At 53.6% G+C, this 25626-nt stretch carries 18 protein-coding genes; 7 read left to right on the forward strand and 11 right to left on the reverse strand.

The window, feature by feature from the left end:
* Positions 1-11: 11 nt before the first annotated feature.
* Together ABNT34_RS00545 and ABNT34_RS00550 are read right to left on the reverse strand one after the other, a co-directional pair.
* Positions 12-1547 carry a tryptophan halogenase family protein gene (locus tag ABNT34_RS00545; protein WP_348727804.1) on the reverse strand — a complete coding sequence of 512 codons (1536 nt, stop codon included), beginning with the start codon at positions 1545-1547 and terminating at the stop codon, positions 12-14.
* 72 nt (positions 1548-1619) lie between these two features.
* Positions 1620-4361: a TonB-dependent receptor gene (locus ABNT34_RS00550; RefSeq protein ID WP_348727806.1), complete on the reverse strand. Its 2742-nt coding sequence runs from the start codon at positions 4359-4361 to the stop codon at positions 1620-1622.
* A 454-nt stretch (positions 4362-4815) separates the two neighbouring features.
* On the opposite strand from ABNT34_RS00550, the gene ABNT34_RS00555 reads away from it, so the two are divergent.
* Positions 4816-5994 carry a helix-turn-helix domain-containing protein gene (locus ABNT34_RS00555; protein ID WP_348727808.1) on the forward strand — a complete coding sequence of 393 codons (1179 nt, stop codon included), beginning with the start codon at positions 4816-4818 and terminating at the stop codon, positions 5992-5994.
* Positions 5995-6003: 9 nt separating this feature from the next.
* On the opposite strand, the gene ABNT34_RS00560 is transcribed toward ABNT34_RS00555, so the two are convergent.
* Complete coding sequence (locus ABNT34_RS00560; protein ID WP_348727810.1) at positions 6004-7056, reverse strand: GTP-binding protein; 1053 nt, start codon at positions 7054-7056, stop codon at positions 6004-6006.
* Between the two features lie 323 nt (positions 7057-7379).
* On the opposite strand from ABNT34_RS00560, the gene ABNT34_RS00565 reads away from it, so the two are divergent.
* A complete protein-coding gene (locus tag ABNT34_RS00565; protein WP_348727812.1) occupies positions 7380-7847 on the forward strand; it encodes a hypothetical protein in 468 nt (155 codons plus the stop codon).
* Here the strand turns inward: ABNT34_RS00565 and ABNT34_RS00570 are convergent.
* From ABNT34_RS00570 to ABNT34_RS00585, 4 genes are all read right to left on the reverse strand, one after another.
* Positions 7816-9492 (reverse strand): hypothetical protein, encoded by a 1677-nt coding sequence (locus tag ABNT34_RS00570; protein ID WP_348727813.1) that lies wholly within the window; start codon positions 9490-9492, stop codon positions 7816-7818. The genes ABNT34_RS00565 and ABNT34_RS00570 overlap by 32 nt on opposite strands.
* 425 nt (positions 9493-9917) lie before the next feature.
* Complete coding sequence (locus ABNT34_RS00575) at positions 9918-10616, reverse strand: hypothetical protein (protein ID WP_348727815.1); 699 nt, start codon at positions 10614-10616, stop codon at positions 9918-9920.
* A gap of 76 nt (positions 10617-10692) precedes the next feature.
* Entirely contained in the window at positions 10693-11148 is a 456-nt protein-coding gene (locus tag ABNT34_RS00580; RefSeq protein ID WP_348727816.1) for a hypothetical protein, read from the reverse strand.
* Complete coding sequence (locus ABNT34_RS00585) at positions 11145-12359, reverse strand: PepSY-associated TM helix domain-containing protein (RefSeq protein ID WP_348727818.1); 1215 nt, start codon at positions 12357-12359, stop codon at positions 11145-11147. Before ABNT34_RS00585 ends, ABNT34_RS00580 begins: the two co-directional genes overlap by 4 nt.
* 270 nt (positions 12360-12629) lie before the next feature.
* Between ABNT34_RS00585 and ABNT34_RS00590 the strand changes: the two genes are divergently transcribed.
* The 5 genes from ABNT34_RS00590 to ABNT34_RS00610 all read left to right on the forward strand — a co-directional run bounded on the left by ABNT34_RS00590 (position 12630) and on the right by ABNT34_RS00610 (position 20304).
* Entirely contained in the window at positions 12630-14834 is a 2205-nt protein-coding gene (locus ABNT34_RS00590; RefSeq protein WP_348727820.1) for a TonB-dependent siderophore receptor, read from the forward strand.
* 274 nt (positions 14835-15108) lie between these two features.
* On the forward strand, positions 15109-15630 hold the full coding sequence (locus ABNT34_RS00595; protein WP_348727822.1) for a hypothetical protein: 522 nt from the start codon (positions 15109-15111) through the stop codon (positions 15628-15630).
* Positions 15627-18485, forward strand: a complete 2859-nt coding sequence (locus ABNT34_RS00600; protein ID WP_348727824.1) for an alpha/beta fold hydrolase — start codon at positions 15627-15629, stop codon at positions 18483-18485. The genes ABNT34_RS00595 and ABNT34_RS00600 overlap by 4 nt, the downstream gene beginning before the upstream one ends.
* Positions 18486-18619: 134 nt before the next feature.
* Positions 18620-19222: a DoxX family protein gene (locus ABNT34_RS00605; protein ID WP_348727826.1), complete on the forward strand. Its 603-nt coding sequence runs from the start codon at positions 18620-18622 to the stop codon at positions 19220-19222.
* 53 nt (positions 19223-19275) lie between these two features.
* Positions 19276-20304, forward strand: coding sequence for a DUF2157 domain-containing protein (locus tag ABNT34_RS00610; RefSeq protein WP_348727828.1), 1029 nt, complete (start codon positions 19276-19278; stop codon positions 20302-20304).
* Between the two features lie 25 nt (positions 20305-20329).
* On the opposite strand, the gene ABNT34_RS00615 is transcribed toward ABNT34_RS00610, so the two are convergent.
* From ABNT34_RS00615 to ABNT34_RS00630, 4 genes are all read right to left on the reverse strand, one after another.
* Entirely contained in the window at positions 20330-22327 is a 1998-nt protein-coding gene (locus ABNT34_RS00615; RefSeq protein WP_348727830.1) for a M48 family metallopeptidase, read from the reverse strand.
* 16 nt (positions 22328-22343) lie between these two features.
* A complete protein-coding gene (locus tag ABNT34_RS00620) occupies positions 22344-22934 on the reverse strand; it encodes a LemA family protein (protein ID WP_348727832.1) in 591 nt (196 codons plus the stop codon).
* 150 nt (positions 22935-23084) lie between these two features.
* Entirely contained in the window at positions 23085-24347 is a 1263-nt protein-coding gene (locus tag ABNT34_RS00625; RefSeq protein ID WP_348727834.1) for an MFS transporter, read from the reverse strand.
* Between the two features lie 179 nt (positions 24348-24526).
* Positions 24527-25495, reverse strand: coding sequence for an MBL fold metallo-hydrolase (locus ABNT34_RS00630; RefSeq protein ID WP_348727836.1), 969 nt, complete (start codon positions 25493-25495; stop codon positions 24527-24529).
* Positions 25496-25626 lie beyond the last annotated feature (131 nt).

A 25626-nucleotide genomic window follows, 5' to 3' on the forward strand; every position in this document is an offset into this window, starting at 1 on the left:
CTGTGTCCGCTTCAGCGCAGCGGTGCTTCGGCGCGAAAAGGCGCAACTTTGCGGATAAAATCGGTATGGGTTGGCATTTGTGCGGTGCACGCGGCAATGACCTGCGCCGTCGATTCGGCGAAATCCCGCATCTCGGCCAGGCTTTTTTGCTGGCATAACGGGTCGGGCCGCGCTGGCGACAAGCCTTGTCCCAGCAACACCTGCACCCAGCTGTCTTCGCGAAACAGCTCATCCGCCACCCGGTGCACCCGGCCATAAGCGGCAAAGATCTCCAGCTTCTGCGCCAGGCTGTCCGGCAGCGCCATGCGCTGGCAATAACGCCAGTATTCGCTGTCGTTGCGCCGGGTCACTTTGTAGTGCGCGATAATAAAATCGCGGATCTGCGCCATTTCGGTCGCGGCCAGGCTGTTGTAATGATCGATATTGGCCTGCTGAAACGACAAGTCCGGAAACAAATTCACCAGCCGGGTGACGGCGGTTTGCACCAGATGCAGGCTGGTCGATTCCAGCGGCTCGAGAAAACCACTGGCAAGGCCGATTGCCACACAGTTGCCCCACCACATCTGTTTACGCTGACCTGTGGTAAAACGAATCAGCTTGGGCGCCGCCAAAGCTGGCGTGTCGAGCGAACTTAACAATAACTCTTCAGCCGTGCTGTCACTGACAAAACCACTGGCGAACACCATGCCGTTGCCGGTGCGGTGCTGCAGCGGAATACGCCATTGCCAGCCGCTGTGATGCGCCGTTGAACGGGTAAAAGGCGGCAACTCCGCCAACGCCGCTGATGGCACCGCCAAAGCGCTGTTATTTGGCAGCCAGTGCGACCAGTCGTCGTAGCCAACGCCAAGCGTCTGGCCCAGTAACAAAGCGCGGCTGCCGGAGCAGTCGAGAAACAAATCGCCTTCGATGATCCGGCCATCGTCCAGCACCAGTTGGTGAATATGGCCATTGTGGGCATGGCGCGTCACTGCACTGATAGTGCCGACGATACGGCTCACACCACGTGCTTCGCTGTGGCGGCGCAAAAACTGCGCATAGAGTCCGGCGTCAAAATGATAGGCATAGGCGATTTGACTGACCGGCGACAGCGGCCGGCTCGCGTCAGCTTGCATAAAACGCTGCTCGCGCGCCATCACAGCGCCAATGCAATAGTCGTCAAACGGCAAGGCCAGCCCGGCCTCGCGCAGCGCCAGCCAGTACTGATGAAAACTGAGCCATTCCCAGCTGCGGCCTATAGCGCCAAAAGCATGAAAATAACGCTCACCGATTTGTCCCCAATTAACAAAATCAATGCCGAGTTTAAAGGTCGCGCCGGTGGCCTGAATAAACTCGCGCTCGTCGATGCCACACAGCTGATTAAACACTTTGATCGCCGGAATTGTGGCTTCACCAACGCCAACAGTGCCGATTTGTTCCGACTCAACCAGACAAATCTGCAGCGGCGCGCCGGCGCGGTTACGTAATAACTTCGATAACAAGGCCGCACTCATCCAGCCGGATGAGCCGCCGCCGACAATCACAATTTTGCGGATAGGTCCCTGTTGCACAGCAGGCCTCCTGTAAATAACAACAAAATGCGGCGGCGTGGCTCTGGGAGAACAGCACGCCGCCGCCAGGCGTTACAGCTTGTAGCTGAAGCCAAACAGGTATTGCCGGCCGTATTCCTCATACACTTCCGGGAAATAACCGCCGCCTTCCTGCAACGTATTCATCCGGGTGGTGTAAGGCGAGTTGGTCAGGTTATTGGCCTGCAGCAACAGCGTGAGGCCGGCAAAAGTGCCGTCGTCGATGCTGTAACTGAGCTGCGCATCGACCTGGCGGTCGGCCAGCACTTCGGTGTAACCGCGGGTGGCAAATAACTGCACCACTTCGCCACGAAACGCTGAGCGATAACGCTGGCTGACCCGCGCCGAGAAGCCGTCACGCTCGTAATACAGCGTTAAATCACGCACGCGGTCGGATAACCCCGGCAGTTTGGTTGAGGTATTCGGGCCGTCCGGTTTGATGCTGGAATCGGTCCATGACTGGCTGCCGATAAAACCAAAACCGCTCAGCGGCAGATAAAAACTGCCTAAATCCAAAGACATACTGAGTTCATAGCCACGCAGGCTACCGCCTTCCCCGTTGGCCGGCCGGCTCATATTGCCAATTGGGCTAATTGGGATCACCGTTGAGTTATTCGGCGCGTTGCTGAAATCAAAATCAAAGTTTTGTGTGTAGATATAACTGTCGAGCTTTTTGTAGAAAGCGCCGCCGGCGATATAGCTGGTGTCATTGAGGTACACTTCATACGTCAGATCCAGCGCTTTGGCACGCCACGGCTCCAGTTCAGGGTTACCCGAGTTGCCACTCCAGCGCCGCGAATCCACGCCGACCCCGGCGGTGATATTGGCGCGCATTTCGTCCATCCGCGGTCTGGCCATGGTTTTACCGGCCGCCAGCCGGACAAACTGGTCATCCAGCACTTCCATCGACAGGTTCAGCGCCGGCAGCACGTCGTTATATGTTTTACCCGCTTCAACCTGAGTCAGCGTGGATGGATTACCCGGTTTGTAATCGCTGGCAAGGAAACCGCTTGAGCTTTGATCGGTGCGGACAAACTGGCTGCCGATATTGCCTTTCAGTGGTTTGCCCCACAGCTCAGTGTCGATATTCAGTTTGATAAAGCTGGTTAGTACTTCTTCTTCGACGCCCCAGGCTTTATTCCAGCGGTTGGTGTCGAGAATAGGCTTAATGTCGTAATAGCGGTTTACCGTTGGCATGATGTCGTAAGAAATCACGCCTTTGATGCCGGCAAAACTCAACGAGGTTGGCGACACCAGCAACGACGGGTCGACTTTGACCGGTGCTCTGTTGTTTTTCAGGAACAGGTCGTTGTCGTCAACTTCTTTGTCTTTTTGCCGTTTGGTGTAGTTAGCACCGATATCCACACTGCTGAACGCGCCGTCGCTTAATTCGTAGCGCGCATTGAGCTCAGCTTCTTTAATGGTTTCTTTGACATGCGGGAAACGGATCGCGCCGTCATGGCCCCAGCCGCCCCATGGCGCCGGGTCACTCAGCTGCACTTTGTTAACGTCAGTGTAATCGGTACCCGGCGTATAAACCGGAAAACCTTCTGGTTGTAACTCAAAACCGATGTTGTCAAAGCTGCCGGTCGGTGCTAAACCGGCGTAAGTTTCCAGCACCTGTTCGTCGCGCTCAGAGCCGGAATAAGACAAGTCGGCATCAATAGTCCAGCGGTCCAGTTTCCATTTGTTATTCCAGCCCAGCGCTTTGAGTTCATCGTCGCGGGTATTCAGGTCGTTACGCAGCACCGGCCTTAAGTTGGTCGCCACGCCGCTGCGGACCACTTTGGTGCCGCCGAAGTTATCAAACTGCGGATTTAAAAACTCCATGCCATCGCCGGTCCATTGGTTAGTGAACCACATGGCGCCACGCATCACTTCATCCTGTGAGAATTTGGAATAATAGGCATCGACGATGCTGTGGAAATTGTCATTTGGTTTGTATTCCAGCACTGCCATCACACCGTCACGCACCTGATTACGCGCTACTGCGGTGACTTCCTGGCCGACCAGACCCAGCGCGTCATCATTGCTGGTGCCGGCTAAGGCGTTGTCGACCGTGTTCCATTCCCAGGCTTTGTAATGCTGCACCTGAGTCGGTGTGTCCATGTGGGCGTAACCGATGGCGACGCCGATGGTGTCGTCAGCAAACTGGTCGATGTAAGACGCACTGCCGCGCCAGCCGTTTTTCGACACTTCCGGATGCAGCTGGTCGATAGAGCCGGTTTCACTGCGCAGGTTAAACACCACAGCCTGCTCGCCGTGCGCCAGCGGCCGGATGGTGCGCATGTCGACGGTGCCGGACAAACCCATGCCGGCAATGCCGACGTCCGAGCTTTTATATACCACAGCGCCGTTAATCAGCTCTGACGGATACTGGTCGTATTCCACCGCGCGGTTATCACCGGCGCTGGCCTGTTGCCGGCCATTTAAGGTGGTGGTGGAGAAATCCGGTGCCAGGCCGCGGATCGAAATCACCTGCACCCGGCCATTGACGCGCTGACCGGCCAGGCCAGACAAACGGGTTAAGGATTCGGCGATACTTTGGTCCGGTAATTTACCGATGTCTTCAGCTGACACCGCTTCAACGATAGCGGTCTCGGCTTTTTTGATGTCGATGGTGGTTTCCATACTGCGGCGGATACCGGTCACCGAAATCACTTCAATCTGGTCAGTGTTGTTTTTTGTATCGTTGGCTTTGGCTTGTTGCGCATGTCCTGTCATCGGGAGCATGCTGACGCCGACGGCCACGCCGAGCACTTGCGCCACGGCGCGGCTCAGTCTGGTTTTCTGCATGGTGTGTCTTCCTTATCCTGCTGATGCCGGCACTGCATCTGTTATTGTGTCTGGCCAAAACCCGCTGAAGGGCTTTAGCCAAAGTGCCATCATCATGCTTAACGCCAGGCTGGCGTTTTGTCGTTTGAATCAGGTCATACCCGCAAAAAAAAGCAGATTTTTCAGGTTCGACTTTATTCAAACGTGTTCGCATGGCTATTTTTTGTTATTTTTCAATAAGATGAATTCTTATCATTTTTTAATTCGACAGCTCTGACCTGTTGCATATTTTTGCCATCACCACAGGTTTGGCGCTGCCAAAAACACCATAACAGAAACAAGCACCAGCGCTATAAGACCAAGGTCCGGGGCGCGTCACCGAAAATTCGCTTGCTGGCTCCGGCCTGCTGTCGCATAGTAAAGAGCGCTGCACTGCGTTAGTGCATCCTTAATAACGCCTGCAAAAAGAAGTTGTATGGATACCATTCTGTTTAATTTCCACGACCTGCTGATGGTGCTGACGGCCTTTGAATGTCTGCTGCTGGCGTTGTTGCTGGCTGCCTCAGCGAAAAAACCCAGCCTCAGCAATGCGCTGCTGGTGGCGTTTTTGTTATGTCATTGCCTGATCCCGTTGCACGAGCTGATGTTCTGGGGCAAGCAGTTCCGTATCTGGTTATTGGAAATTTCACCGGACCTGTTTTTTATCTTCAGTTTTGCTTATTACCTCGACGGCCCGCTGTTGTATTTCTTTGTCCGCGCCTTGCTGTACAAAGACGTGCAGCTAAGGCCCAAACACAGCTGGCATCTGCTGCCGCTGGTGATTTATCTGCTGCATATGGTGTGGAATTTTTATGCGCTGGACCAGCAAAGCCAGACACAGCTGATCCACAGCCAGCACATTGCTTATTCGTCGCCGCATTTGTATGTCGAAACGCTAGGGCGTTTTGTCCGCGCTGGTTATGTGCTGTGGTGTTTTCTGCTGGTGTGGCGTTATCGCGAACAGATCCGCCACGAGCAGGCCGATTTAAAAACCACTGATATGTATTGGTTAAAGCTGATGCTGCTAAGTTTCCTGACCATTTTTACGCTGGACACTGTGCTGGTGTGCCTGAAACTTTATGGTTTTCTGGCGAACGATTTTAATATGGACCTGCTGAACGTGGTGGGGCTGTCCAGTTACTACCTGAACTTTGTCGCGCTGAATATTCTGATTTTTCTGCGTTTTACCTCTTTTGTCGGCGTCAAACCGGTGCGTGAGCAGCCGTTGTTTGAAGCCAAAGAAGAAACCACGGTGTTGTACGACGATGCGATTGCGGTGCAGCTGGACAAGCTGATGACGCAGCAGCGCTTCTACGCCAATCCGGATATTACGCTGGATAAACTGGCCGATGCGGCCGGTTATCCGGCGAAAAAAGTCTCGTTGACCATCAAGCAGCGTTATCAGCAGAATTTTTATGAATACATCAACAGTTATCGCATCGCCGAGGCCAAACGGTTGCTGGCTGAACAAGGCCCGGCGGCGAAAACCATCACCGATATTTATTTTGCTGTGGGTTTTAACAGCAAATCGGTATTTAACACCTTCTTTAAACGACTGGAAGGCGTGACGCCCAGCCAGTTCCGTGAACTCAGCCAGGCGCCGATGGCTAAATAAACCGGGCTTTTATTGCAAAAACTGCAGGCTTTGCTCGATAGTCTCGGCGCTTAAGTTGTCAGTGATAAACACCAGCTTACAGCGCCGGTCAGCATCCGGCCATTCGGTCAGAAGACCTGCCGGGTGCAGCAGATGTTGCACCGCGTGCACCACCAGCGGTCCAGGGAAGCCCACCACATTTAAAATCGCTTTAAGGCGCAACAGCTGAGGCCCCAGTGCCGGCATCAGGGCATCCAGCCACTGGTCGATTTGTGCTGCAGTCACCGGATGCTCCAGCACATAACAATAAGCGCGGATGCGGTCATTATGGCGGTTGACATCAACAGGCTCCGAGCTCGTTTGCTCAGCCCGCAATAAACCCTGTTTACCGCTGACCGGCGCAAAGCTCAGCTGATCTGTTGGCAGCCAGCGCTGTAGCGGCGCCGTCGATTGCACTGGCTCGGCATGGTCCAGCGCTAAAATCTCGTTGACCTGGGTCTGGCCCTGCAGCACCAGCTGCACCAGCGCTGTTGGGTTCAGCTGCGCCATCGCTTCGCGCGTGGCGGCTTGTTGGGTTTCTGTCGCGAGGTCAGTTTTACTCAGCAGTAATAAATCCGCTACCGCCACCTGCTTTTGCGCTTCAGGGTGTGTGGCCAGCGTACCCGCGCCATTCACCGCATCGACCACAGTCACAGTGCCCTGCATCCGGTAGCTGTCATAAAGTTTTGGCGTATTGCTGATGATTTGCAGAATAGGCGTCGGTTCGGCGAGGCCGGTGGTCTCAATCACCACCCGGTCAAACTGGCGCACACCGTTGCGGGCAAAACGCCAGGTGGCGTCGCTTAAGGTTTTGGCTAAATCACCGCGAATAGTGCAGCAGATACAACCGCTCGACAGCTCCACAATCTGCTCGTCGCTGCTTTTACTGACCAGCAGATGGTCCAGGCTGGTTTCACCAAATTCGTTGATGATAACCAGGGTGCGGCTGAACTCCGGCAACTGCACCAGCTGATTTAATAAGGTTGTTTTGCCACTACCTAAAAAACCAGTCAATAAAATCAGCGGGATACGTTCATGGCGCATAAAAACTCCGAAGCAGTGGCGGGTAGATTTACGTGATAATATCACAAAACACCACCAGTGCTGCCCTGCCCGCTGCAGCAATTTTTTTGCTCAGGCTCAGTTATTTTTGTTATTGATAACTATTCGCATTTAGTTATACTGCAATTATCGCCGTTTTCGGGAGAATGCCGGATGAACTTACGCAAAAAAATCGCGCCGCTCGGTACAGTCGCTATGGTGACAGTGTTTCTGCTGGTCAATCAGCATTGTCAGTGGTTTCCGACTCAGGCTGTCAGCGGCTGAGTGCTGCTGCGCACGCATTAGAAGCAGCACAAGGAGGCCGCATGCAGATTTGGCAATATTGGATGGAACTGGGCAATCAGGCGTATTTCGCGCAGGACTGGCCACAGGCGCAGCATTGTTATCAGCAGGCGCTGGCGGATGTCTGGCCGGTCTGGCTGGAAAGCACTTTAGGCGCGGCAGCTGAAGCCGGTACTTTGCAGCAGCTGCCGGACGATGAGCTCTGTTTACCCAGTTGTTGTCTGGCCGTCACAGTGCGTAATTTAGCCAATTGCCATCGCGCTGCCGGCCAACCCGGCCGTAGCCGCGCCTTACTGAAACAAACCCAGCGCTGGTTCTGCTGCGCACTGCAACAAGCGAAACTGCCGCCAGCGCTCTACGCCAGCCTGCTCAACCTGCAGGCCGATTTACACGAAGCTTTATTGCACTGTGCGACAGACCCGCAGCCACAAGACCAGAATCGCATTGTCCGCAGCAGCTTTACAGCTGCGGCGGGCCCAACAGTTCATTAGGCGTGGTTTCTGGCGGCAGTTTTAAATCCGGTTTGAGCTTCAGCACGGCCTGATACAAATCAGGCCGGTACAACTGCAAGCGCTTCAGTCGGGCCAGATGCGAAGGTTCAGGGTCGGTCAGCTGCGACAGAATGAGCGGCAAGGCCGGATGTAACTCGCGTTGCAGATAACTGTGCTCCAGCGCCAGATCCAGCGCATCCGGGCCTAAGGCCTGAGCAAATGGCGACAAGCCATGGGTCAGCAAAAATAACACCGCCTCCGGCGAAGTCCGAAACGCCCAGTGAAACAGGTTGCGGCCATAGAGATCCTCGATGCCGAGCTCAAAACCAGCTTCCAGCAGTACTTTCAAATCTTGTTCAGGCTTAAAACCATATCCCGGATACAGATAAGCGGGTGCTTTGGCGGCAAAGCGCTGCTCAAACGCCGGCACCAACTCCGGTTTAGTCATCACTTCCATCAACAACCAGGCTGTGGTGCCACTGTCGAGTTCAGTTTTTTGCAAAAACGCCATCAGCTCGACCGGGTCATGTAACAAATCTGTCAACCGGTCTCTGAGCGTCGCGTCCGCATCTTGTTGCGGTGCCCCGCCCATTTGCCAGTGCCACGCCAACCAGGCCGGGTCGCGTTGATGTAATGGCGCTAACCTCAGCTCGTCCATCGGCTTAGCATCACGCCATAAAAAAATTTGTTCCTGAATGGCATTTCGGCTTAACAAAGCTTCCTGCGTCAGCAACTGATTTTGCTGCGCCAGACATTGTTGTCGCGCCTGTTTGCCTTGCGCTTTTCGCTGAATTTGTTTCGCAACCCAGTCTGCCAGCGCAGTGCCTGCCGGCACCGGCTGAGGCTTGACTTCGACCCGACGGAACATAGTTGCAGGCGCGCCGGCGGGTAACAGCGCCAGAATGTCTTCCGCACGAAAGCGACCGGCATTCAAAAAGTTGTTACCAAAGAACCAGCTACCGTCTGCGGTTTGATAACCATGCGCCCAATAACCTTCGTTCAGTAAATAGGCAACTGTGTCGCGCTGCGCTTGTTTAAATTGCTGCAGCAGATCAGGATTCTTCTCAGCATCTAAGTGGCGGGGCGGCTCAGTAAATAACGCGAAATCGAGCCCGGTCACCACTCCTTCTAAGCGGGTTGGCGCTACATCTTGCTGCTTCAGCGCCTTTAACACCGCCGGCTGCCACAGCATGGCGGCAATATCCGCCAGGTTCCAGACCGGGGTTCTGCTCTGATAATGATGATAACCAACAGGAAACTTCGCCAAATCACGGCCTTGCGCCACCAGTTGCAACAGATGGGTTTCAGGCAAACGCAATTGCATAGCCACGGCAATTTCTAATGGTGAAAAGCTTTTGCCGGCGATGAGCTGTTGAAATTCAGGCGCCGGGATTCTATTACTGAGCTGCAAAAACAGCAGCGAGGGTGAAATCAGTGTGCTGCCATTTAATGTACCGAGCCCAACCGGTACAAATACCTGAAAATCATCAGCCGCAACCAGAGAGCGGGCAAAATCGGCCGGGTTGTCGCTCAGTTCTTGCTTGATTCGTTCAGCCAATGCGTCCAGTACACTCGGCTTGCGGATATCTAAAACCGTCGCGCCGATGATATGCATCGCCTCTGCGATACTTTCTGCGTACTGCATGTACCAAATTGCTGCTGTCACATCGTATTGCAGCAGCTCCGCAGGTGTTTTACCGGCATGCAGCAAAGGCAGCAATTGTTCGGAGAGATTTTGTTGATTATCAACAGGATGAGTGTCGGTCTCAGCACAGTGCGCGTAAGGGCTGAGTTGGTGTGAGTTGTTTTTTACGACAGTATTAGCTTGCTCTGTCGGCCCAGCTGACTGCTTTGTTGATTGCCCCGCAGACCGCTGCTGCACACCAGCCTGGAGATTTTCTGTCTGAGGCGGTTGCAACAACCAACTTACTGCTACAACCGTGACCGTCAGTGCCAGCCAGGCAATTTTGTTCTTCCCCATCATCGACACTCTTCTATCCCTGAGAATTAAACGCGAGAATACAATAACCTTTTGTGTTTTATCGCGGACTGCGCTTCAGTCTGCTGCGGTTATTTCTGCTTGAAATCATCGTCGTTTTTGTATTTGAAATAGACAAAAGCATTTGAACTGTCATTTGGCACCATATGCTGGCCCACACCCCAGGCACTCATGCCCAGTGTCGGCCAAATGTTATTTCTCGGATTGTCGAAATAGCGATCGTAGGCTTCAAGTGACATGGCCTGCCCCTCGATCCGACACATGGCGGCACGGCATTCGACCCGAACGGCAGAAAACTCTTGTGGCCGCTGATCAAAAAATTGCTGGATAACCTGCTGGGCTTTCTCGGCCCAATCACTGGTCATTTCACCGCTTTCAAAGCTTTCAACTGCGTTGGCATAAAACTCATTGCCCTGAAAAGCCGCATATTTTCCGGCATAAGCAGCCGGATAGCGCAGATGCATATTGCTGAGATTGGCCCGTTCTTGTCGTTCCCGGCGTTGTTCCGCCAGTTCATCCAGCTGTGCCGGGGTAAATTCGATGACTTCGTGATTGGCAGTTGTAGCAACTGAGGGCTGAGGGACTGTGGGTAAGGTGGCCGCTGTTGCTGTGTTGCCGTCTGTCAGATCAGGCTGTCCAGCGGGAAGTTTCGCAGCTGGGGGAGCCGCTTCTGCCGTGACAACCTGTGTTGGCGCCCACCAGGCTGACAAGGTAACCGCTACGACAGCCCCAACCACCACCCCGGCAATAAAAACCACTGGCTTTTGCATCTGAACTCCCTGATTTCCCTGCTGTTATTCTCCTGAAACAACAGATTAACGGCAGCGCAACCTCAGAGCAAGCGCCTTATAACACCCAATGGTGGCTATAAACCCGGCCTTGCCAGTCTTCGATAATCAGCCAGAGTTTGTCGCCGGTTTTGAGTTGCTGCGGGGTGCGCGCATGCACGTGCAGGCCGTGTTTATTGCCGTGCAGCAGGCTGCTGTGGTCTCGGCTTAAACTGGCTAAATCCGGCTCCTGCTCGCTGACCAGTAAAAAGCCCTGACGGATTTTTTCGACACAACCGGCACACCACTGCAGGTAATAATCTTTCACCCATTCGCCGTGATGGGCATAAGGGCCGTCGCTACTTAGCGGCATTGCCGTGACCTCATATGGCCCAAGCTGGGCTTTAGGCAGCGCCGGCGGGAACTGCAGATTCAGCGACTGATATAAAAACCAGAATGGCAGCACCAGCACCAGACCATTGAATTTAAATTTGTGCCTGGCCCAAAACTGCTTCAATGCATTTAGCTGCGTCATTGCTTGGCTCCTAAGGTGTTGTCGGTTGCGCCAGATAAAGTCTGAATTGGCTGCGTGTTTGCCATAGCTTGTTCCACGCGCGCCCTTGCTTCGCGACCGGCAGCACCACGAATGGTCCTGCTGCCCCAAATCATAAAACCGGTGATCGCCATGCCACTGACCACAAGCCCAAATACAAACCAGATGGCCTTAGTCCAAAGCCCGCCAATAGTGCCGTAATGCAGCGGGTCCGCCACCGACATCACGGTTTCCAGCCCGCCCATTTGTGCCGGCACCCGGCTGTCGGCCACTTCGCCGGTCCAGGGGTTGATCCAGACGTTATAGGAATACTGATCAAACCACACTGAATCGCCATAACCTGAGATGCGGTAATAATCGCGCGGATGCTCCGGCATCATGACAAAAGCTGGTTTGAGTTCAGGCAGAAATTGCTGTGCCCGTTCGACCGCCTGCGCCAGCGGGATCATCGCTGGGGCCGCTGTTGATTCCGCGCCCGGTTTTGGCACATACAAGGCACTCATCGGCTCGGTTTCATAATAAAACTCGACATCGTTGTGCCACAGCACCGCCTGAATCAAATACCACAAACCGGTCAGCGACATCAGCAATAAAAACCACAGCGACCAGACGCCCGCTAGCCGGTGCAAATCCGCCAGCACGGTTTTTTTGCCCTGATGCAGCCGCAGCTTTGGCGCAGTAAATGACTGCCAGAAACGCTTGTAGATGATGAGGCCGGTGATTAAAGCGCCGAGCATCAGCAGCGACATAGCGCTGACCAGGTAATACCCCACGCTGTAGCTATGCTGCCACGGGAACAATAACCAGCCGTGTAAGCTGCGCATAAAAGTGATGAAATTAATGCCGGGGTTAATCTCCTGCACTACGCCGGTGTAGGGGTTCACATAAGCAATAGCCGCTGGCATGGTTTCAGTGGTGAACACAACCGCTGTGACCAGATAAGGCTCCAGCACCATCACTGAGGTGACAGCTGCAGACGGCTCGGCCTGCTGCACAGCAGCCACCAGTTCGGCCAGTGGTTTTGCCGGCAGGTTCTCTGGATTATAAGCCCGGGCATTTTCGTTAAATAACCAGGTCAGTTCATGGCTTAACACCGCGATAGTGCCGGTCAGGCAGACCGCTGTAAAAATCAGCCAGACCGGTAACGAACACCAGCCATGCAACTGAAACCAGAATTTTTGCGAGATTTTCATCGAGCCCTACCTGCAGCTGATCTGTGGTACGTCACCTTCACGGCTGCAACCTTGAACAAGGTAACAACCGCGAAAAAACTGCAATGTACCTGAATTTTCAGCACAGCTCAAACATATCTGAGAACTATTCGCGTTAAGATTTGCAAATCACATCAAATAATATTATTTAAAAACAATACCTTAATCATTACTCGAAAAATAAATTGTCGAATTTAGTAAAAACAAATGTGATAATGATTCTTATTTGCGTAGTTAACATAGGTTTTTATCATGTCTCAGTCTGCTGTTATCAAGTTTCAGAACCCCGCTGCGCTTGGCGCAATGAAATCCCCAACGACCCTGGCGCTTGCTATCAGCGCTGCACTTTTAAGCCCGCAATTGCTGGCAGCCGACGACAGCGCCATGGCGGATGATCGCAATGTCGAACGGATTGAAGTGACCGGCAGCCGCACTCAGGGCTATCTGGTCAATCAGAACAGCAGCGCCACCAAACTCGATTTAGCCTTAAAAGACACGCCGCAGGCCATCAGCATTTTGTCAGCGGAACAGCTGCAGGATTTTGGCCTGACTAACATCAACCTGGCGCTGGATCAGGCGACCGGCGTCAATGTGGAACGCATTGAAACCGACCGTACTTATTACAACGCGCGCGGTTTTGATATCACTAACTTTCAGGTTGATGGCCTCGGCCTGCCGTTCACCGGCGGCGGTATTGAAGGTGATTTGGACACAGCGCTGTTTGAGCGCATCGAAATTATCCGCGGCGCCAATGGTTTAATGTCCGGCGTTGGTAATCCTTCTGCCACGGTGAATATGATTCGCAAACGCCCGGGCGCGGATTTCGCCGCCAACGTCAAGGCCAGCTACGGTTCCTGGGCCAACACGCGCCTTGAAGGCGATGTACAAGGCGCTTTAACTGAAGGCCTGAATGCCCGCGCTGTACTGGTCAAAGAAGACAAAGATTCATACCTTGACCGCTATAACCACGACAAAACGGTTGGTTACGTGGTGGCGAGCGCCGCCCTTGGCGACAACACCCAGCTGACCTTTGGCCACAGCGCACAGGACAGCCAGGGTAACGGCGGTATGTGGGGCGCATTAACGCTGCATTATGGTGATGGCAGCCGCATCAACTACGACCGCTCGGACAGTACATCCGCCAACTGGTCCTACTGGCAGGTCAAAGACAACCGCTCTTTTGTCGAACTGGCGCATCAGCTCAATGACGACTGGAAGCTGGTGACCTCGTATCAGCTGATGAAAGTCGAAGAAGCCGGCGATTTGTTTTATGTCTATGTCAGCGCGCCGAATGGCATTGACCCGACAACAGGTTTAGGCAGCACCGGTTACGGTAGTTTTTATGGCAAAGACGAAAACACCCAGTTTGGTGATGTTTATCTGCAGGGTAAATTCAGCCTCGGCGGCCGTCAGCATGAATTAGTCACTGGCATCAATATCGCCGACCGCGAATACACCGACATTTCTTTGTATGATTTCAGCACTGGCCTGGGTTTCCCGGCGATGCCGGCGCTGACCAGCTGGGATGGCAACACACCACTGCCGAGTTTTAAAGACGGCCAAAGTGGCAGCGACGTCGACGCCGACCAAAAAGCATTGTACAGCGTAGTGCGCTGGGACTTAGCCGACAGCCTGAAACTTATCACCGGCGCGCGCTGGATTGATGCCGAAGTGGCCGGTACTTCTTATAGTGTCGACCAGACCATGGCCGACGACGGTGTGGTGCCTTACATCGGCGCTGTGTATGAACTGACGCCACAAGTCAGCCTGTACGCCAGCCACACGGCGATTTTCCAAATGCAAAAAGAGCGTGATGAAAACCGTCAGTTATTACCGGCCATCGACGGCAAAGCGCTGGAGCTCGGCCTTAAAGCCAGCCTGTTCGACGACAAAGCGCTGCTGTCGTTTGCGGCGTTTGACATCGACCAGCAGAACCTGGCGGTATTTGAAAAAGACGTGGCAGATCCACAGCTTGGCCTGTACAAAGTGTACAAAGCGGCCGACGGCATTCAGAGCAAAGGCTTTGAACTGGAACTGGCCGGTAGTCTGACCGAGCAGTTGCAATTAAGCGGCTCGCTGACCAGCATCGACATCGACGGCAACGAGTTAGTCAAAGACTACACACCCGAGCGTGTGGCGAAGTTTGCTGCCGTGTATCAGCTGCCGCAATTACCAGGTGCCCGCGTTGGCCTGAATTATCGCTGGCAGTCGGAGATTTCGCGCAAACAAGGCACAGTAGCCGCGGTGTACGCCAATGCCGGTCAGGACATTGTCACCACGCAAAAGGCCTATGGTTTGCTTGGCCTGATGGCCAGTTATGACATCAACGGCCAATGGCAAATTCAGGCCAACGCCAATAACGTCACTGACGAGACTTACCTCAACAGTCTGTATTGGGCCCAGGCCTATTACGGCGCGCCGGCCAATTACAGCTTAAGCGTCAGTTATCAGTTCTGATTTGACTTACGCCGGGTGCTGGATCCGGGTCTCTGTAGGAGCTATTCCTCTTACAGAGACCCGATGATGCTCGCCCGGCAATCCCCCCCAACCTGAAATCTGCCAAATCCCGCAACGCGCCATCGCAAGCACTGACGTCATACCTGCCCCTTGCGCTTTATCCGGCGGACAACACAGCCACAATGTTTAATCCTTGCAATTTTGATTACTCACGGGCAAAGTTTTGAGGAAATCAACAAAATAGATACTTTTTTACCTAATTAGGGAATGAATAATGTCCATATGGAAGTGTGCCTTATTGCTGAGCACATCGGTATTGTTTGCCTGTAGCCAGCAAGTCAGAACGATCAAACATGCGCCGAATACCGCTTTAGCCGTGAATAATGGCTATCTGTTACTGAGCGTGGACAGCTCGGTCAATTTGGAACAGCTGAACATCAGTGGCAAAAAAAGCATTTTCCTCGGCGCCGCCGACCTGGCAAAAGGCAACCATTACCTTTTAGTCGACCTGCCCGCCGGCGAATATCAGATTGACTCGGTCAAACTGAGCCATTGGTGGCGGCTGCAATTAAAACCCGGCTATTGGAATTTCAGCGTCCATCCCGGCCAAATCAGTTACATCGGCGAGCTGCAATTGAAAGGCCAGGCGCCTGAACTGGAGAATCGCGCGTCTATGGCCTTGCAGTATCTGGAAAAAGAGCATGCTGCCTTGCTGCGCAGTTATCAGGTGCGTTATTCCGGCCCGGGCAGTGACCATTATTTTGAATACGTCGCAGCGCCGGGAGCCGCCAAATGAAGTTACTCATTAAGCTGCTGACGCTTTTTATCCTGATCATCTCCGCGTTGGATGCAGCCCATGCCAAACCTATTCCTGCAGCAGAATTGTTTCGGGACAGCACACTGTCTCAACTACAATTTTCACCAAATGGTCAGCATATATCCTTGTTTGTGAATTTTGCCGACGGCAAAGGCCTGGCGTTATTTGACCAGAAAAGTAACAACTTTCAACTCATCGCCATGGTGGCGCAAACCGACTGGATCCGTCACTACCGTTGGCTCGATGATCAGCATCTGTACCTCATCTCTGGTCGCGGCAACCTGTGGATCCATTCGATTGTGCGGTTGGAACAAACACAAGGCCGAATCAAAGCCACTGTGACGGCCATCCCTGCTAACGGTTATCTGGTCGGGCAATTGGCCGGTCAGCCGACACAGTTGTTATTTGCCACCAACGTGGGCCGGCACGAGGTTGAATTTCAGTTGTATCAACTTAGTATTGCCGAATTGTTGGCGAGCAAGTTTCCACCGGCAGGACGGATCAAAGGGCTGTTACATACCGATGCGGCAACTCGACTGCATTATGACACGGCGTCAAATCGCTTAATCAGTATCCGGATGGACCGGGACGCGCAGCAGTTTGATTTACAGTATCGCGCACTGGACCAAACCAAATGGCAACCGCTGTTTCGGTATAACCCTGCCGAATTTAGTTTCCTGCCGCTGGCGTTTATCAACGACACCAGCCTGGCCGTGCTGAGCGATAAAAACAGCGACAAAATGGCCTTGTATCGCTTTGATCTGGTCAGCCAGCAATTCGGTGAATTGCTGTTTGAACATCCCCGTTATGACTTGATCAGTGCCGATTTTGTCGCTGGTAAACTGGCCTCGGTCAGTTATCTGGCGCATGGCCGGCTGGAGCAGCAGTTTTTTACTGACGAGCAGCAACAACTGCAGCAACAACTGACTGGGCTGTTTAAGGGACAACAATGGAAAGTTGTCGCCAGCGACGCCGGCAGGCATTTGCTGCTGGTGTTTTCCGCCAGCAACCCCGGCCAATATTATTTTTATACACCGAAGCAAAAACCGCAGCTGATCGGTGACCTTTTGCCTGAACTGGCACCTTATTCAATGGCTGACACCATCAAATTACAAGCCAAATCTGCCGATGGGATGGCTATTGAATCGCTGCTTACTTTACCGGCTGGCGCGGCAAAAATGCCACCGCCGTTGATTGTGATGCCACATGGCGGGCCTATTGGCGTGCAGGATACCGATGAATTTGACCCGACAGTGCAATTTCTGGCCAGTCGCGGTTACGCCGTCCTTCGCACCAACTTTCGCGGGTCCTCCGGTTATGGCAAGAGCTTTAGTCAGCGTGGCGTCGCGGAGCTCGGCGAGGGCATAGAACAAGATATCAATCATGCCGTGCAACAAGTCCGGCAGCAATATGGTATCACTCGCGCTTGCGCCATGGGCTACAGCTACGGCGGATATTCGGCGATGATGTTGGCGATGCATCAGCCGCAATTTTATCGTTGTGTGGTCTCCGGTTACGGTATTTATGATTTGCCATTGTTATTTAATGCCAGCAATTTAAAAGTACAGCCGGAGCAACAAAAACGGGTCGAAAAAGTTGTGGGTCCGCAAAGTGCCGATCTGAAGTTACGCTCCCCAGTCTACAAAGCTGCAATGCTGCAGGCTCCGGCCTTAATTATCGCCGGGATGGAAGACGATATTGCCGGTTTTGAGCAAAGCCACCGCATGGTGGATGCATTAAAACGCGCCGGAAAACCAGTGGAGCAGATGTTTTATCAAGACACCGGACATGGCCATACTCGCTGGAATTTAGAACATCATCAGATTGGTTTGATTGAACAATTCCTCAACAAACACCTACCAGGCAGCGGCGGGTTGTCTCAAACCGAGCAAGCCGAGCAATGGTATCGTCAGGCACAGTTACTCAGTAGCGGTGATACGCTGACCAAAGACTTACCTGCGGCAATCAAACTCTATCAACAGGCGGCAGCGGCAGGGCATTCTGCTGCGATGGTGGCGCTGGCTAAAGCCGCCCTGACCGGCGAAGGTCTGCCCAAAAATGTTGCTGAGGCAACCAAACATTTAGAAATGGCCAGCGTCCAACAAAACGCAGACGCCGAATTCATGCTCGGCACGCTCTACAGCTCAGGTTTATACCTCAAAGTAGACCACGTAAAAGCCAATCAACATTTCAAAGCGGCGTCCAAGCTCGAACCCAACAATGTCGCGATCTTATACCTAGCGCGCGCGACCTGCCGCGGTTTTGCCCAGAAAGCACAATGGACCGGCTGTCTGGACCAAATAGTGCAACATCTGCGGCGCTATCATCAGCATGAAAACGACCAGCACAGCAAATTATTGCAACAGACCATGCAGGAAATTGTCGCTGAGCTGCTGATCGATGCTGCGCCACCGCCAGAAGCAAGAAAAAGACTGATCCAGATGTTGCAACACACCATGCCAAAGCCTTTGGATATCTCGGCTGAAGTCAGTGAGTATCGTAGTGGTTTATATAGCGGCACTGGCGTGAAATATGCCGCTGCCGACACTTACCCGCTCAAAAGCAAAGCAGAATTTGGCAGCACCCTGAAGATTGCCCGTGCCGATGATTCGGCCCATCCAGCCGGCTGGATATTGCTGCGGTGGGAGCGGCAGTTAGCAAACGGCCAGACTCAGCAACTGGTAAATATGCCGATGGCTGTAGCTTTGCCGGACCGGCTGCAGCTGCATGCTTTGCTCAGCATGGCACCTGATCAGCAAGCGGCGATATGGCGCTTACAAGTGTTTAACCTGAATGGTGAAAAGCTGTATCAGCAACAATTTAACTTCCAATAACAAACTCAAGGTTCAGGCCTATGACAGCCTGAACGTCAGTGAACAGTTCTGATGATTTTTTTCAGCCCGTAGCTGAAAGAATCTGCGCCACACACAGGTCTCTGTGAGGACTTAACCCTCACCGAGACCTGTTTATGTTTGCCTGGTATTCCCGTCTGCAGGCAAGTCTTCACCATACCGAAGGCTTGCCGTTATTGTTGTTACGCCTCTATTTAACCCCGGTGCTGCTACAGGCCGGCTGGAATAAATACCTGCATTTTGCCGACACTGTGGCCTGGTTTGGCGACGTTGATTATGGCCTTGGCCTGCCCTTTCCAACGCTATTGGCTGCACTGGCCATAGGTGCTGAAATCGGCGGCAGCCTGTTGTTATTATTCGGTTTATTTACCCGTCTCGCGGCTTTTACGCTAGCGATCACTATGCTGGTTGCAATGGCAACCGTGCATGCTAAAAACGGCTGGCTGGCGATTAGCGATGCGTCCAGCTGGCTGGCCGACGGTACTCTTTTGCACTCAGAGCGTATTCTGGCGGCGCCGGAAAAACTGCAGCGCGCGCGTGATTTACTGCAGGAACACGGTAACTACGACTGGCTGACTGAAAGTGGCAATCTGGTGGTGCTGAATAATGGTATCGAGTTTGCCGCCACCTATTTTGTGATGTTGCTGTGTCTGCTGTGGTTTGGCGGCGGCCGGTATTTGAGTCTGGATTATTATCTGCCGCGTGGTAACTTAAACTGACCGACAGTTCAGTAAAACCACTGTTCCAAAATCAGTGCAGCCAGGAAGGCCCGATGAAAATTACCACCACACAATTACAAGCCGCCGTTACCGCCGGCATATTGCAGCAGGGGCAAGACTTACAGCTCTGGCAGTTTTTGCAGCAGCAACAGCAGGGTGTGGCGCAGTTTAAAGCCGCGCATTTGTTGTATTACTTTGGCGGTGTGCTGGCAATTGCTGCCATGTCGTTATTTATGAGCTTAAGCCATGAATTTTATGGCGGCCTGGGCCTCGCCGCGCTGGCATTTTTTTATGCGTTACTGGGCCTGATGCTGGCCGAACAACAACGCGGCCGCCAACAGCCGTTACTGACCGGCATCTTTGCCACTTTTGCGCTGGTACAGACCCCGCTGCTGGTGTTTGGGTTATTACTGGGTTATGGCCTGTGGGATAACCGCGACTACCAGCATTACCATCAATGGATTGACGCGCGCTGGCTCTGGCTGGAACTGGCGACTTTATTCACTTCTGCGGTAGCTCTGTATCGTTACCGGCTGCCGTTTTTATTACTGCCGGTCGCGGTGACCTTGTGGTATCTCGGTATGGACCTCGCCCCGTTGCTGTTACAGGACTTAGACCCGGACTGGCAACAACGTAAATGGGTGGCGGTCGGCTGGGGTTTGCTGACGTTAGCGCTGGCGTTTTATGTCGATTTACGCAACCGCCGGCCGGCAGATTTTGCCTTTTGGTTGTATCTGTCCGGCTTGCTGAGTTTTTGGGGCGGCCTGAGCGCAATGAATTCTGACAGCGAACTGGGTAAAGCCATTTATGCCGCAATCAATATCGGTTTGTTGTTGATTGGCGTCGCACTGGTGCGCCGTATTTTTGCCGTGTTTGGTGGCCTTGGCGTGCTGATTTATTTAAGCCATCTGGCCTTTGATTTGTTCGAAGACAGCAACTGGTTTCCGCTGGTGCTGTGCGCTATCGGTTTTGCGGTGATTTATGCGGGTGTGTTGTGGCAACGCCATGAAGCCCGCTGGTCAGCGGCGTTGCAACAGCTGCTGCCGGCTCAGGTGCGGGAGTTAGTGGCGCGGCGTAATTAAAGCCACAGCAGGCCAATGCCTTGCATTAATATCCACTGGCGGCCGGGGCGCTGTCGATGGGGATCTCGAGTAATAACGCTACGCCCTGCAGCACCAGCAGTTCATCTAACAACAACTGACCATCGGCGGCGACTGCGGCGCGCAGCGCCAGCCAGATTTGTTGTTTTAGCAGCGGCGTGCTGTTAATCAGCGGCAGCAACTGCAGGCTGCCGAGCGGCTGAGGTTGCGGTTGAACGGTGGACGTCGGGTCTAGCCCCAGCGCCTGCACACCGGCCTGCCAGCTGTGTTGTTGCGCTGTTGCATCAGCGGCTTGTTGACTAACCCAATGCAGCAGCGGCAAAAACGCCGGCAATATTTGCGCCAGCCGGCCATGCCGCGCTTTGGTCTGCGCTGCCGGTTCAAATTCAGCGGCGATAACATGATCAAGCCACAACCAGACCAAGGCTTCAAAAGTGTCGCAATGGCCGTCGAGGTCAATCAGCGCGCGACATAGCTGTTGCAGGTGAGTAAATCTGTTCTGACTCAGCTGTTTTAAGGTTGGCACCAGTTGCTGTAACAGCGTCAGCCGGGTCAAAGCCTGCAGCGGTTGTACCAAATCAAATAACCGGTCGACTTCACTGAGTAAACCCGGCATGCCCAGCCCCTGCACCAGTTTCAGCTGACGGGGTAAATCCTGTTCACTCATCAGGCAACAACATAACAACGCTTGCGCCGGTAATTCATGCTGGCTGGCGTGACGCACTGCGGCCGGCAGACTGTCGAATTCGGCCTGCAACTGACGGCGCTGTATGGTGAGGTCTTGTGCCAGTAAAGCATCTGGCGCGCCCGGCAATACAGCAGCAGCTCCGGCAGTTTGAGTTCCGGCCAGCTGTGCGCCGGCTTTTTGTGCACCGGTTTGCGTAGCCAGCAACGCCGCTTGCAATAGCGCCATGCGCTGCTCTAAAGGTTTAGACACCGGCGTTTCATTGCCGGTGTCAGTGCTGGCACCGGCCGGCGTGGCGGCTGTTGTCGCATCCGGCAAACCGCCAATCCAGTGTGGTTCTATCCGTTTAATCCGTTCAGTCAGCGGCGGGTGCGTAGCAAACCAGCCGCCGATAAAGCCCATTTGCCAGCGCGACAGCGCATCGGCAAAAAACAAATGGCTCATCTCGCTGGCCTGCGGGTGTTTGACCCGCCCCCCCTGCTGCAATGCGGCAATGCGTTTTAACGCGCCGCCAATACCGGCCGGATTACGGGTGAACTGCACAGCGCTGGCGTCGGCCAGAAATTCCCGTTGGCGGCTCACCGCCGCTTTAATCAGCTGGCCAAATAACACACCAATGTAACCGATGATAATAAAACTAAGGCCCACCCCCAACACCACCAGAAAACCGCCGTTGCGGTCGCGGCCGCCACTGCGCACCTGCAGCAGCTGTTGCCCGGCTTCACTGATAAATAAAATGCCATGCAGAAGCGCCAGCAAGCGTAAATTCAGCCGCATATCGCCGTTCAGAATATGGCTGAATTCATGTGCAATCACGCCTTGTAATTCGTCACGACTGAGTAAGTTTAATGTGCCCTCAGTCACGCCAATCACCGCATCGGCTGGCGAAAAACCGGCGGCAAAGGCATTGATACTCTGGTCTGGCAGCACATACAGCGGCGGCGCCGGCACACCGGCGGCGATGGCCATTTCACTGACCACATTTTGCAGCACCCGTACTTTGGGGTCGGTTTCGTCGCTTTTCAGCCGCCGCCCGCCCAGCGCTTCGGCTACCACTTTGCCGCCTTTTTTTAATTGCGCCAGGCGAAACAGCACCACAGCCCCAATCACAGAGACCACCGCCAGACTACTGACCGCCAGATAACCCCAGGGAAATTGCGGGGTGGTATTGGTGTCAACCTGATCAGCCTGTAAAAATGCCAAAGCAATCAGCACCACGAAGTCCGTCAGCGCCACCAGCAGCAACACTGCCAGAGAGAACAACAACACCAGCAGCCGGGTGCGGCTGCGGGCTTGTTGCTGCGCTTCAAAGAAGTTCATCGCCACCGGCGTGGCCTCAGAATTTAATCACTGGGGCGGCCTGAATGGCGGCGCTGTCAGCAAATTCCAGCAAGGTCGCATCTTTGGCATGGCCAAAACTGCCGGCAAAGGCCACGGCCGGGAAGCTTTGTTTATAACTGTTGTAGTCCATCACCGCATCATTAAAGGCCTGACGGGCAAAAGCGACGCGGTTTTCGGTGCTGCTGAGCTCTTCGCTCAGTTGCAGCATATTCTGGTTGGCTTTTAAATCCGGGTAGGCTTCCATCACCACGCTGAAGCGGCTCATTGCCTGCTGCACAGCGTTTTCAGCACCAGCCAACGCCTGCACAGCAGCACCATCTGTAGGCGCGGCGGCGGCGGCTGCGAGGCCAGACACAGCGCTGTTGCGCGCCGCGATTACCGCTTCTAAAGTTTCGCGTTCATGCGCCATATAACCTTTGGCGGTTTCCACCAGATTAGGAATCAGGTCGTAACGGCGTTTTAACTGCACTTCAATCTGGGCAAAGGCATTTTGCCAGCGGTTTTTCAGCGCCACCAGGCGGTTATACACGCCAATCACCACAAACACTAAAACACCGAGCAGTACCAGCAGAATAATTCCGGTCATCTTAACTCCTTGATTTCACTGACTAGCAAAGACAAACAGCAACTAAATTTTAACCACTGTCGCGCAAAGCTGGCGGGCATGCAAGAAAAAAAACGGCGACCAATGGCCGCCGCAACAGGGAAGACAGGCACAGAGCCTGCAGTGCTTACATCAATGGGAAACCGAAGAGCCGGATTGGTCCTGTGCCGCCAGCCGGTCAGCCGCAGGTTTTAACAAAGTATTGAGCCACATCAGCAGGCATAATGCGCCGGCAATGCCGGTCGCGAGGTAAAAGCCGTAACGCACTTCACCAAAAAAGTCGCCGACAATGCCCATCAACAAAGGGCCAACTGCGGCAGCGAGCGCGGTAAACGCCAACAACAAGCCGGCGACCGCACCGTGCTGAGCGCGTGGGAAACAACTGATGCCTTTGGAATTAATGGTCGGATACATCATCGACATAAAAAGCCCCGACAATGGCATCAGCCAGACCGCAACATCGACGCCACCCAACATGCTGGCGACATAACAAAGCAAAATCGCGCTGCTGAACAATGCCAGCACCAGGCTCCACTCCAGTTTGCTTAAAATCCATTCCGCGAGAAAACGGCCTAAAGTGCGCAGCACAAAAAAGATGGTAATGGCATGCAGCGCCAGATACTGATATTCACCCTGATAACTTTGCAGCAAAGTCGGCAGCCAGACAAACACTGCCACTTCGACCGCGACATAACAGGCAATGGCAATCGAAAAACCCAGCGCATAAGGGTCGCGCACCAGCTTCAGGCTTTGCCATAAATCCGCTTCCTGTGAGGCCGGTTCGTAGTCGGGGTATTGCAGCATCGCCGCTAAAGCCAGCAACAAACCACAAATCAGCCCGGCCAGCAGATACAGCTGGGTCCAGTCCAGCTCATAACTGATTAATAAAGTGACCAATAACGGACCGGCGATAGCGCCCAGACCAAAAAAGCCTTCAACGCGGTTCATCAACCGGGTGTGCTGCTGATTGTCCGGACTGATGTCACCAATCAGCGCCAAAGCGCCGGTTTTAAATAAACCAATCGCCAGGCCAGAAACGCCTAATAAACCTAAATAAAACAAAAAGGTATCGCCAAAGGCAAAGGCAATACAGGCCAGGGTGTAAATCGCCAGGCCAGCCATAATCACGGTTTTGCGGCCAATCGAATCGGCCAGCCGGCCGAGCAATAAACCCGACAAGCCAATCAGCACCATTGGCACATAATGAAAGGCGGCGGCTTCGGTCAGGCTTAAATTAAACTGCTGTACCACTTTGGGAATGATCACACCGACGGCGTCTGTGGTCATGGCAAAGACAAAAAACATCAGGCAAGTCATCCACTTGACCTGACTCAGTTGCCTTTGCTGCGCTTGTTGCGCTGTGGCTTCTAACTGCATGGTATCGCTTTTGATCATGGCTGCCTCTTCCGTTCGCGCTGCGAAAACCGGAGCACTGCAGTCCAACAAAGCTCTGTTGCAGGGATCCCGGTGGTCTGTAGGTCTTGAACCCACAGTGATGCCAAGGTATACATCTTAAACGTTTAAGAATCAACAATACCCAAGCAGAAAAGTGAAATTTTTTTATCTGCCCGGATTCATCTGTCCGGCCCGACCCAGCCCGCGATATCCCCTGGCTTGATACCACTGCCGAGCGTAAAGCTAGTACCTACGCTTTCGACCACTGCAGTTTTCCGGCTCAGCCCCAGCAGTTCACGCAGGCGGAACAAGGCTTCGATACCAGTGCAATGCCCACCCACCAAATAGCGCAGGCCGGCTAAATGCTGCGCTGTGCGCACCAGCACCGGGTCCGGTTTGGCGTATAAATGAATACCACCGATCACCGCCAGCAGACCGGCGGATTTCGTCACCTGTTTGGCAGCATCGGCGATATTCATAATGCCGGCATGGCCACAACCGGTGACAATCACAGTGCCGTCTTTGGTCGGAATAAACAGCGAGCTGTCTTCTGACAAATTGTCGGCGACATATTTGCCATCGCGCTGCACCAGCAACCCGGGGTTCCAGTTGGTTTCATCATACTTGCGCGCAACCGGCCCACTGAACCAGACGCCGGGTAATATTTGGCTGGGTGCGGCATGTTCAATGATCTGGCCGCCTGTCGCCCGGTAGGCGCTGGCGAGGTCAATAAAACTATTGCGTTGTTGGTGCTGCAGGTTAAAACGTGGCGTTAAAATGCCGGCGCCGACATGCAAACGCGACAATGCTTTGGGATTTGTCGCAAGCAAGGTCTGGCGCAGGGTCAGCAGCCCGCCGGTGTGATCGCCGTGAAAATGCGAAATCACCACATCTTCAACGGTCGATAAATCGATGTCTAACGTTTTGGCATTCTTTAGCACCACATCAGTGCTGGCGCCGCTATCAAATAAAATACGCCGGCCATCCACCTCGACCAGCGCGGCATATCCCCATTCGCCAAGACCGGCATCCGCCAGCATCGTCGACAGAGTTGTCACTTTCACCGCCTGCGCCGCTGTGATATCCGCTGCAGTCACAGAACAACAGTAAAAAAGCGCCAGCCGCCAGAATTTTTGCCAATTTTTCATTGATCTTGCTTCCATATTGTCGGGTTCATCAATCAAGTGGCGATGAATGCTAAGACTGTCACGCCGCGCCTGTCCGAGGTGAGCAGCCTGCCCCACCCTTAGTGACCATCGGTCTCTAGCAGTGTAGCCAA

The sequence above is a fragment of the Rheinheimera texasensis genome (genome assembly GCF_964031785.1).
In the GTDB taxonomy this organism is placed as follows: Bacteria; Pseudomonadota; Gammaproteobacteria; order Enterobacterales; family Alteromonadaceae; genus Pararheinheimera; species Pararheinheimera texasensis_A.

What these genes read in the sequence shown, in the direction of transcription:
- ABNT34_RS00550 (WP_348727806.1), bottom strand. Translation starts at nt 4,361, where the DNA reads ATGCAGAAAACCAGACTGAGCCGCGCCGTGGCGCAAGTGCTCGGCGTG.
- ABNT34_RS00555 (WP_348727808.1), top strand. Translation starts at nt 4,816, where the DNA reads ATGGATACCATTCTGTTTAATTTCCACGACCTGCTGATGGTGCTGACG.
- ABNT34_RS00560 (WP_348727810.1), bottom strand. Translation starts at nt 7,056, where the DNA reads ATGCGCCATGAACGTATCCCGCTGATTTTATTGACTGGTTTTTTAGGT.
- ABNT34_RS00565 (WP_348727812.1), top strand. Translation starts at nt 7,380, where the DNA reads ATGCAGATTTGGCAATATTGGATGGAACTGGGCAATCAGGCGTATTTC.
- ABNT34_RS00570 (WP_348727813.1), bottom strand. Translation starts at nt 9,492, where the DNA reads ATGCAGTACGCAGAAAGTATCGCAGAGGCGATGCATATCATCGGCGCG.
- ABNT34_RS00575 (WP_348727815.1), bottom strand. Translation starts at nt 10,616, where the DNA reads ATGCAAAAGCCAGTGGTTTTTATTGCCGGGGTGGTGGTTGGGGCTGTC.
- ABNT34_RS00580 (WP_348727816.1), bottom strand. Translation starts at nt 11,148, where the DNA reads ATGACGCAGCTAAATGCATTGAAGCAGTTTTGGGCCAGGCACAAATTT.
- ABNT34_RS00585 (WP_348727818.1), bottom strand. Translation starts at nt 12,359, where the DNA reads ATGAAAATCTCGCAAAAATTCTGGTTTCAGTTGCATGGCTGGTGTTCG.
- ABNT34_RS00590 (WP_348727820.1), top strand. Translation starts at nt 12,630, where the DNA reads ATGTCTCAGTCTGCTGTTATCAAGTTTCAGAACCCCGCTGCGCTTGGC.
- ABNT34_RS00595 (WP_348727822.1), top strand. Translation starts at nt 15,109, where the DNA reads ATGTCCATATGGAAGTGTGCCTTATTGCTGAGCACATCGGTATTGTTT.
- ABNT34_RS00600 (WP_348727824.1), top strand. Translation starts at nt 15,627, where the DNA reads ATGAAGTTACTCATTAAGCTGCTGACGCTTTTTATCCTGATCATCTCC.
- ABNT34_RS00605 (WP_348727826.1), top strand. Translation starts at nt 18,620, where the DNA reads ATGTTTGCCTGGTATTCCCGTCTGCAGGCAAGTCTTCACCATACCGAA.
- ABNT34_RS00610 (WP_348727828.1), top strand. Translation starts at nt 19,276, where the DNA reads ATGAAAATTACCACCACACAATTACAAGCCGCCGTTACCGCCGGCATA.
- ABNT34_RS00615 (WP_348727830.1), bottom strand. Translation starts at nt 22,327, where the DNA reads ATGAACTTCTTTGAAGCGCAGCAACAAGCCCGCAGCCGCACCCGGCTG.
- ABNT34_RS00620 (WP_348727832.1), bottom strand. Translation starts at nt 22,934, where the DNA reads ATGACCGGAATTATTCTGCTGGTACTGCTCGGTGTTTTAGTGTTTGTG.
- ABNT34_RS00625 (WP_348727834.1), bottom strand. Translation starts at nt 24,347, where the DNA reads ATGATCAAAAGCGATACCATGCAGTTAGAAGCCACAGCGCAACAAGCG.
- ABNT34_RS00630 (WP_348727836.1), bottom strand. Translation starts at nt 25,495, where the DNA reads ATGAAAAATTGGCAAAAATTCTGGCGGCTGGCGCTTTTTTACTGTTGT.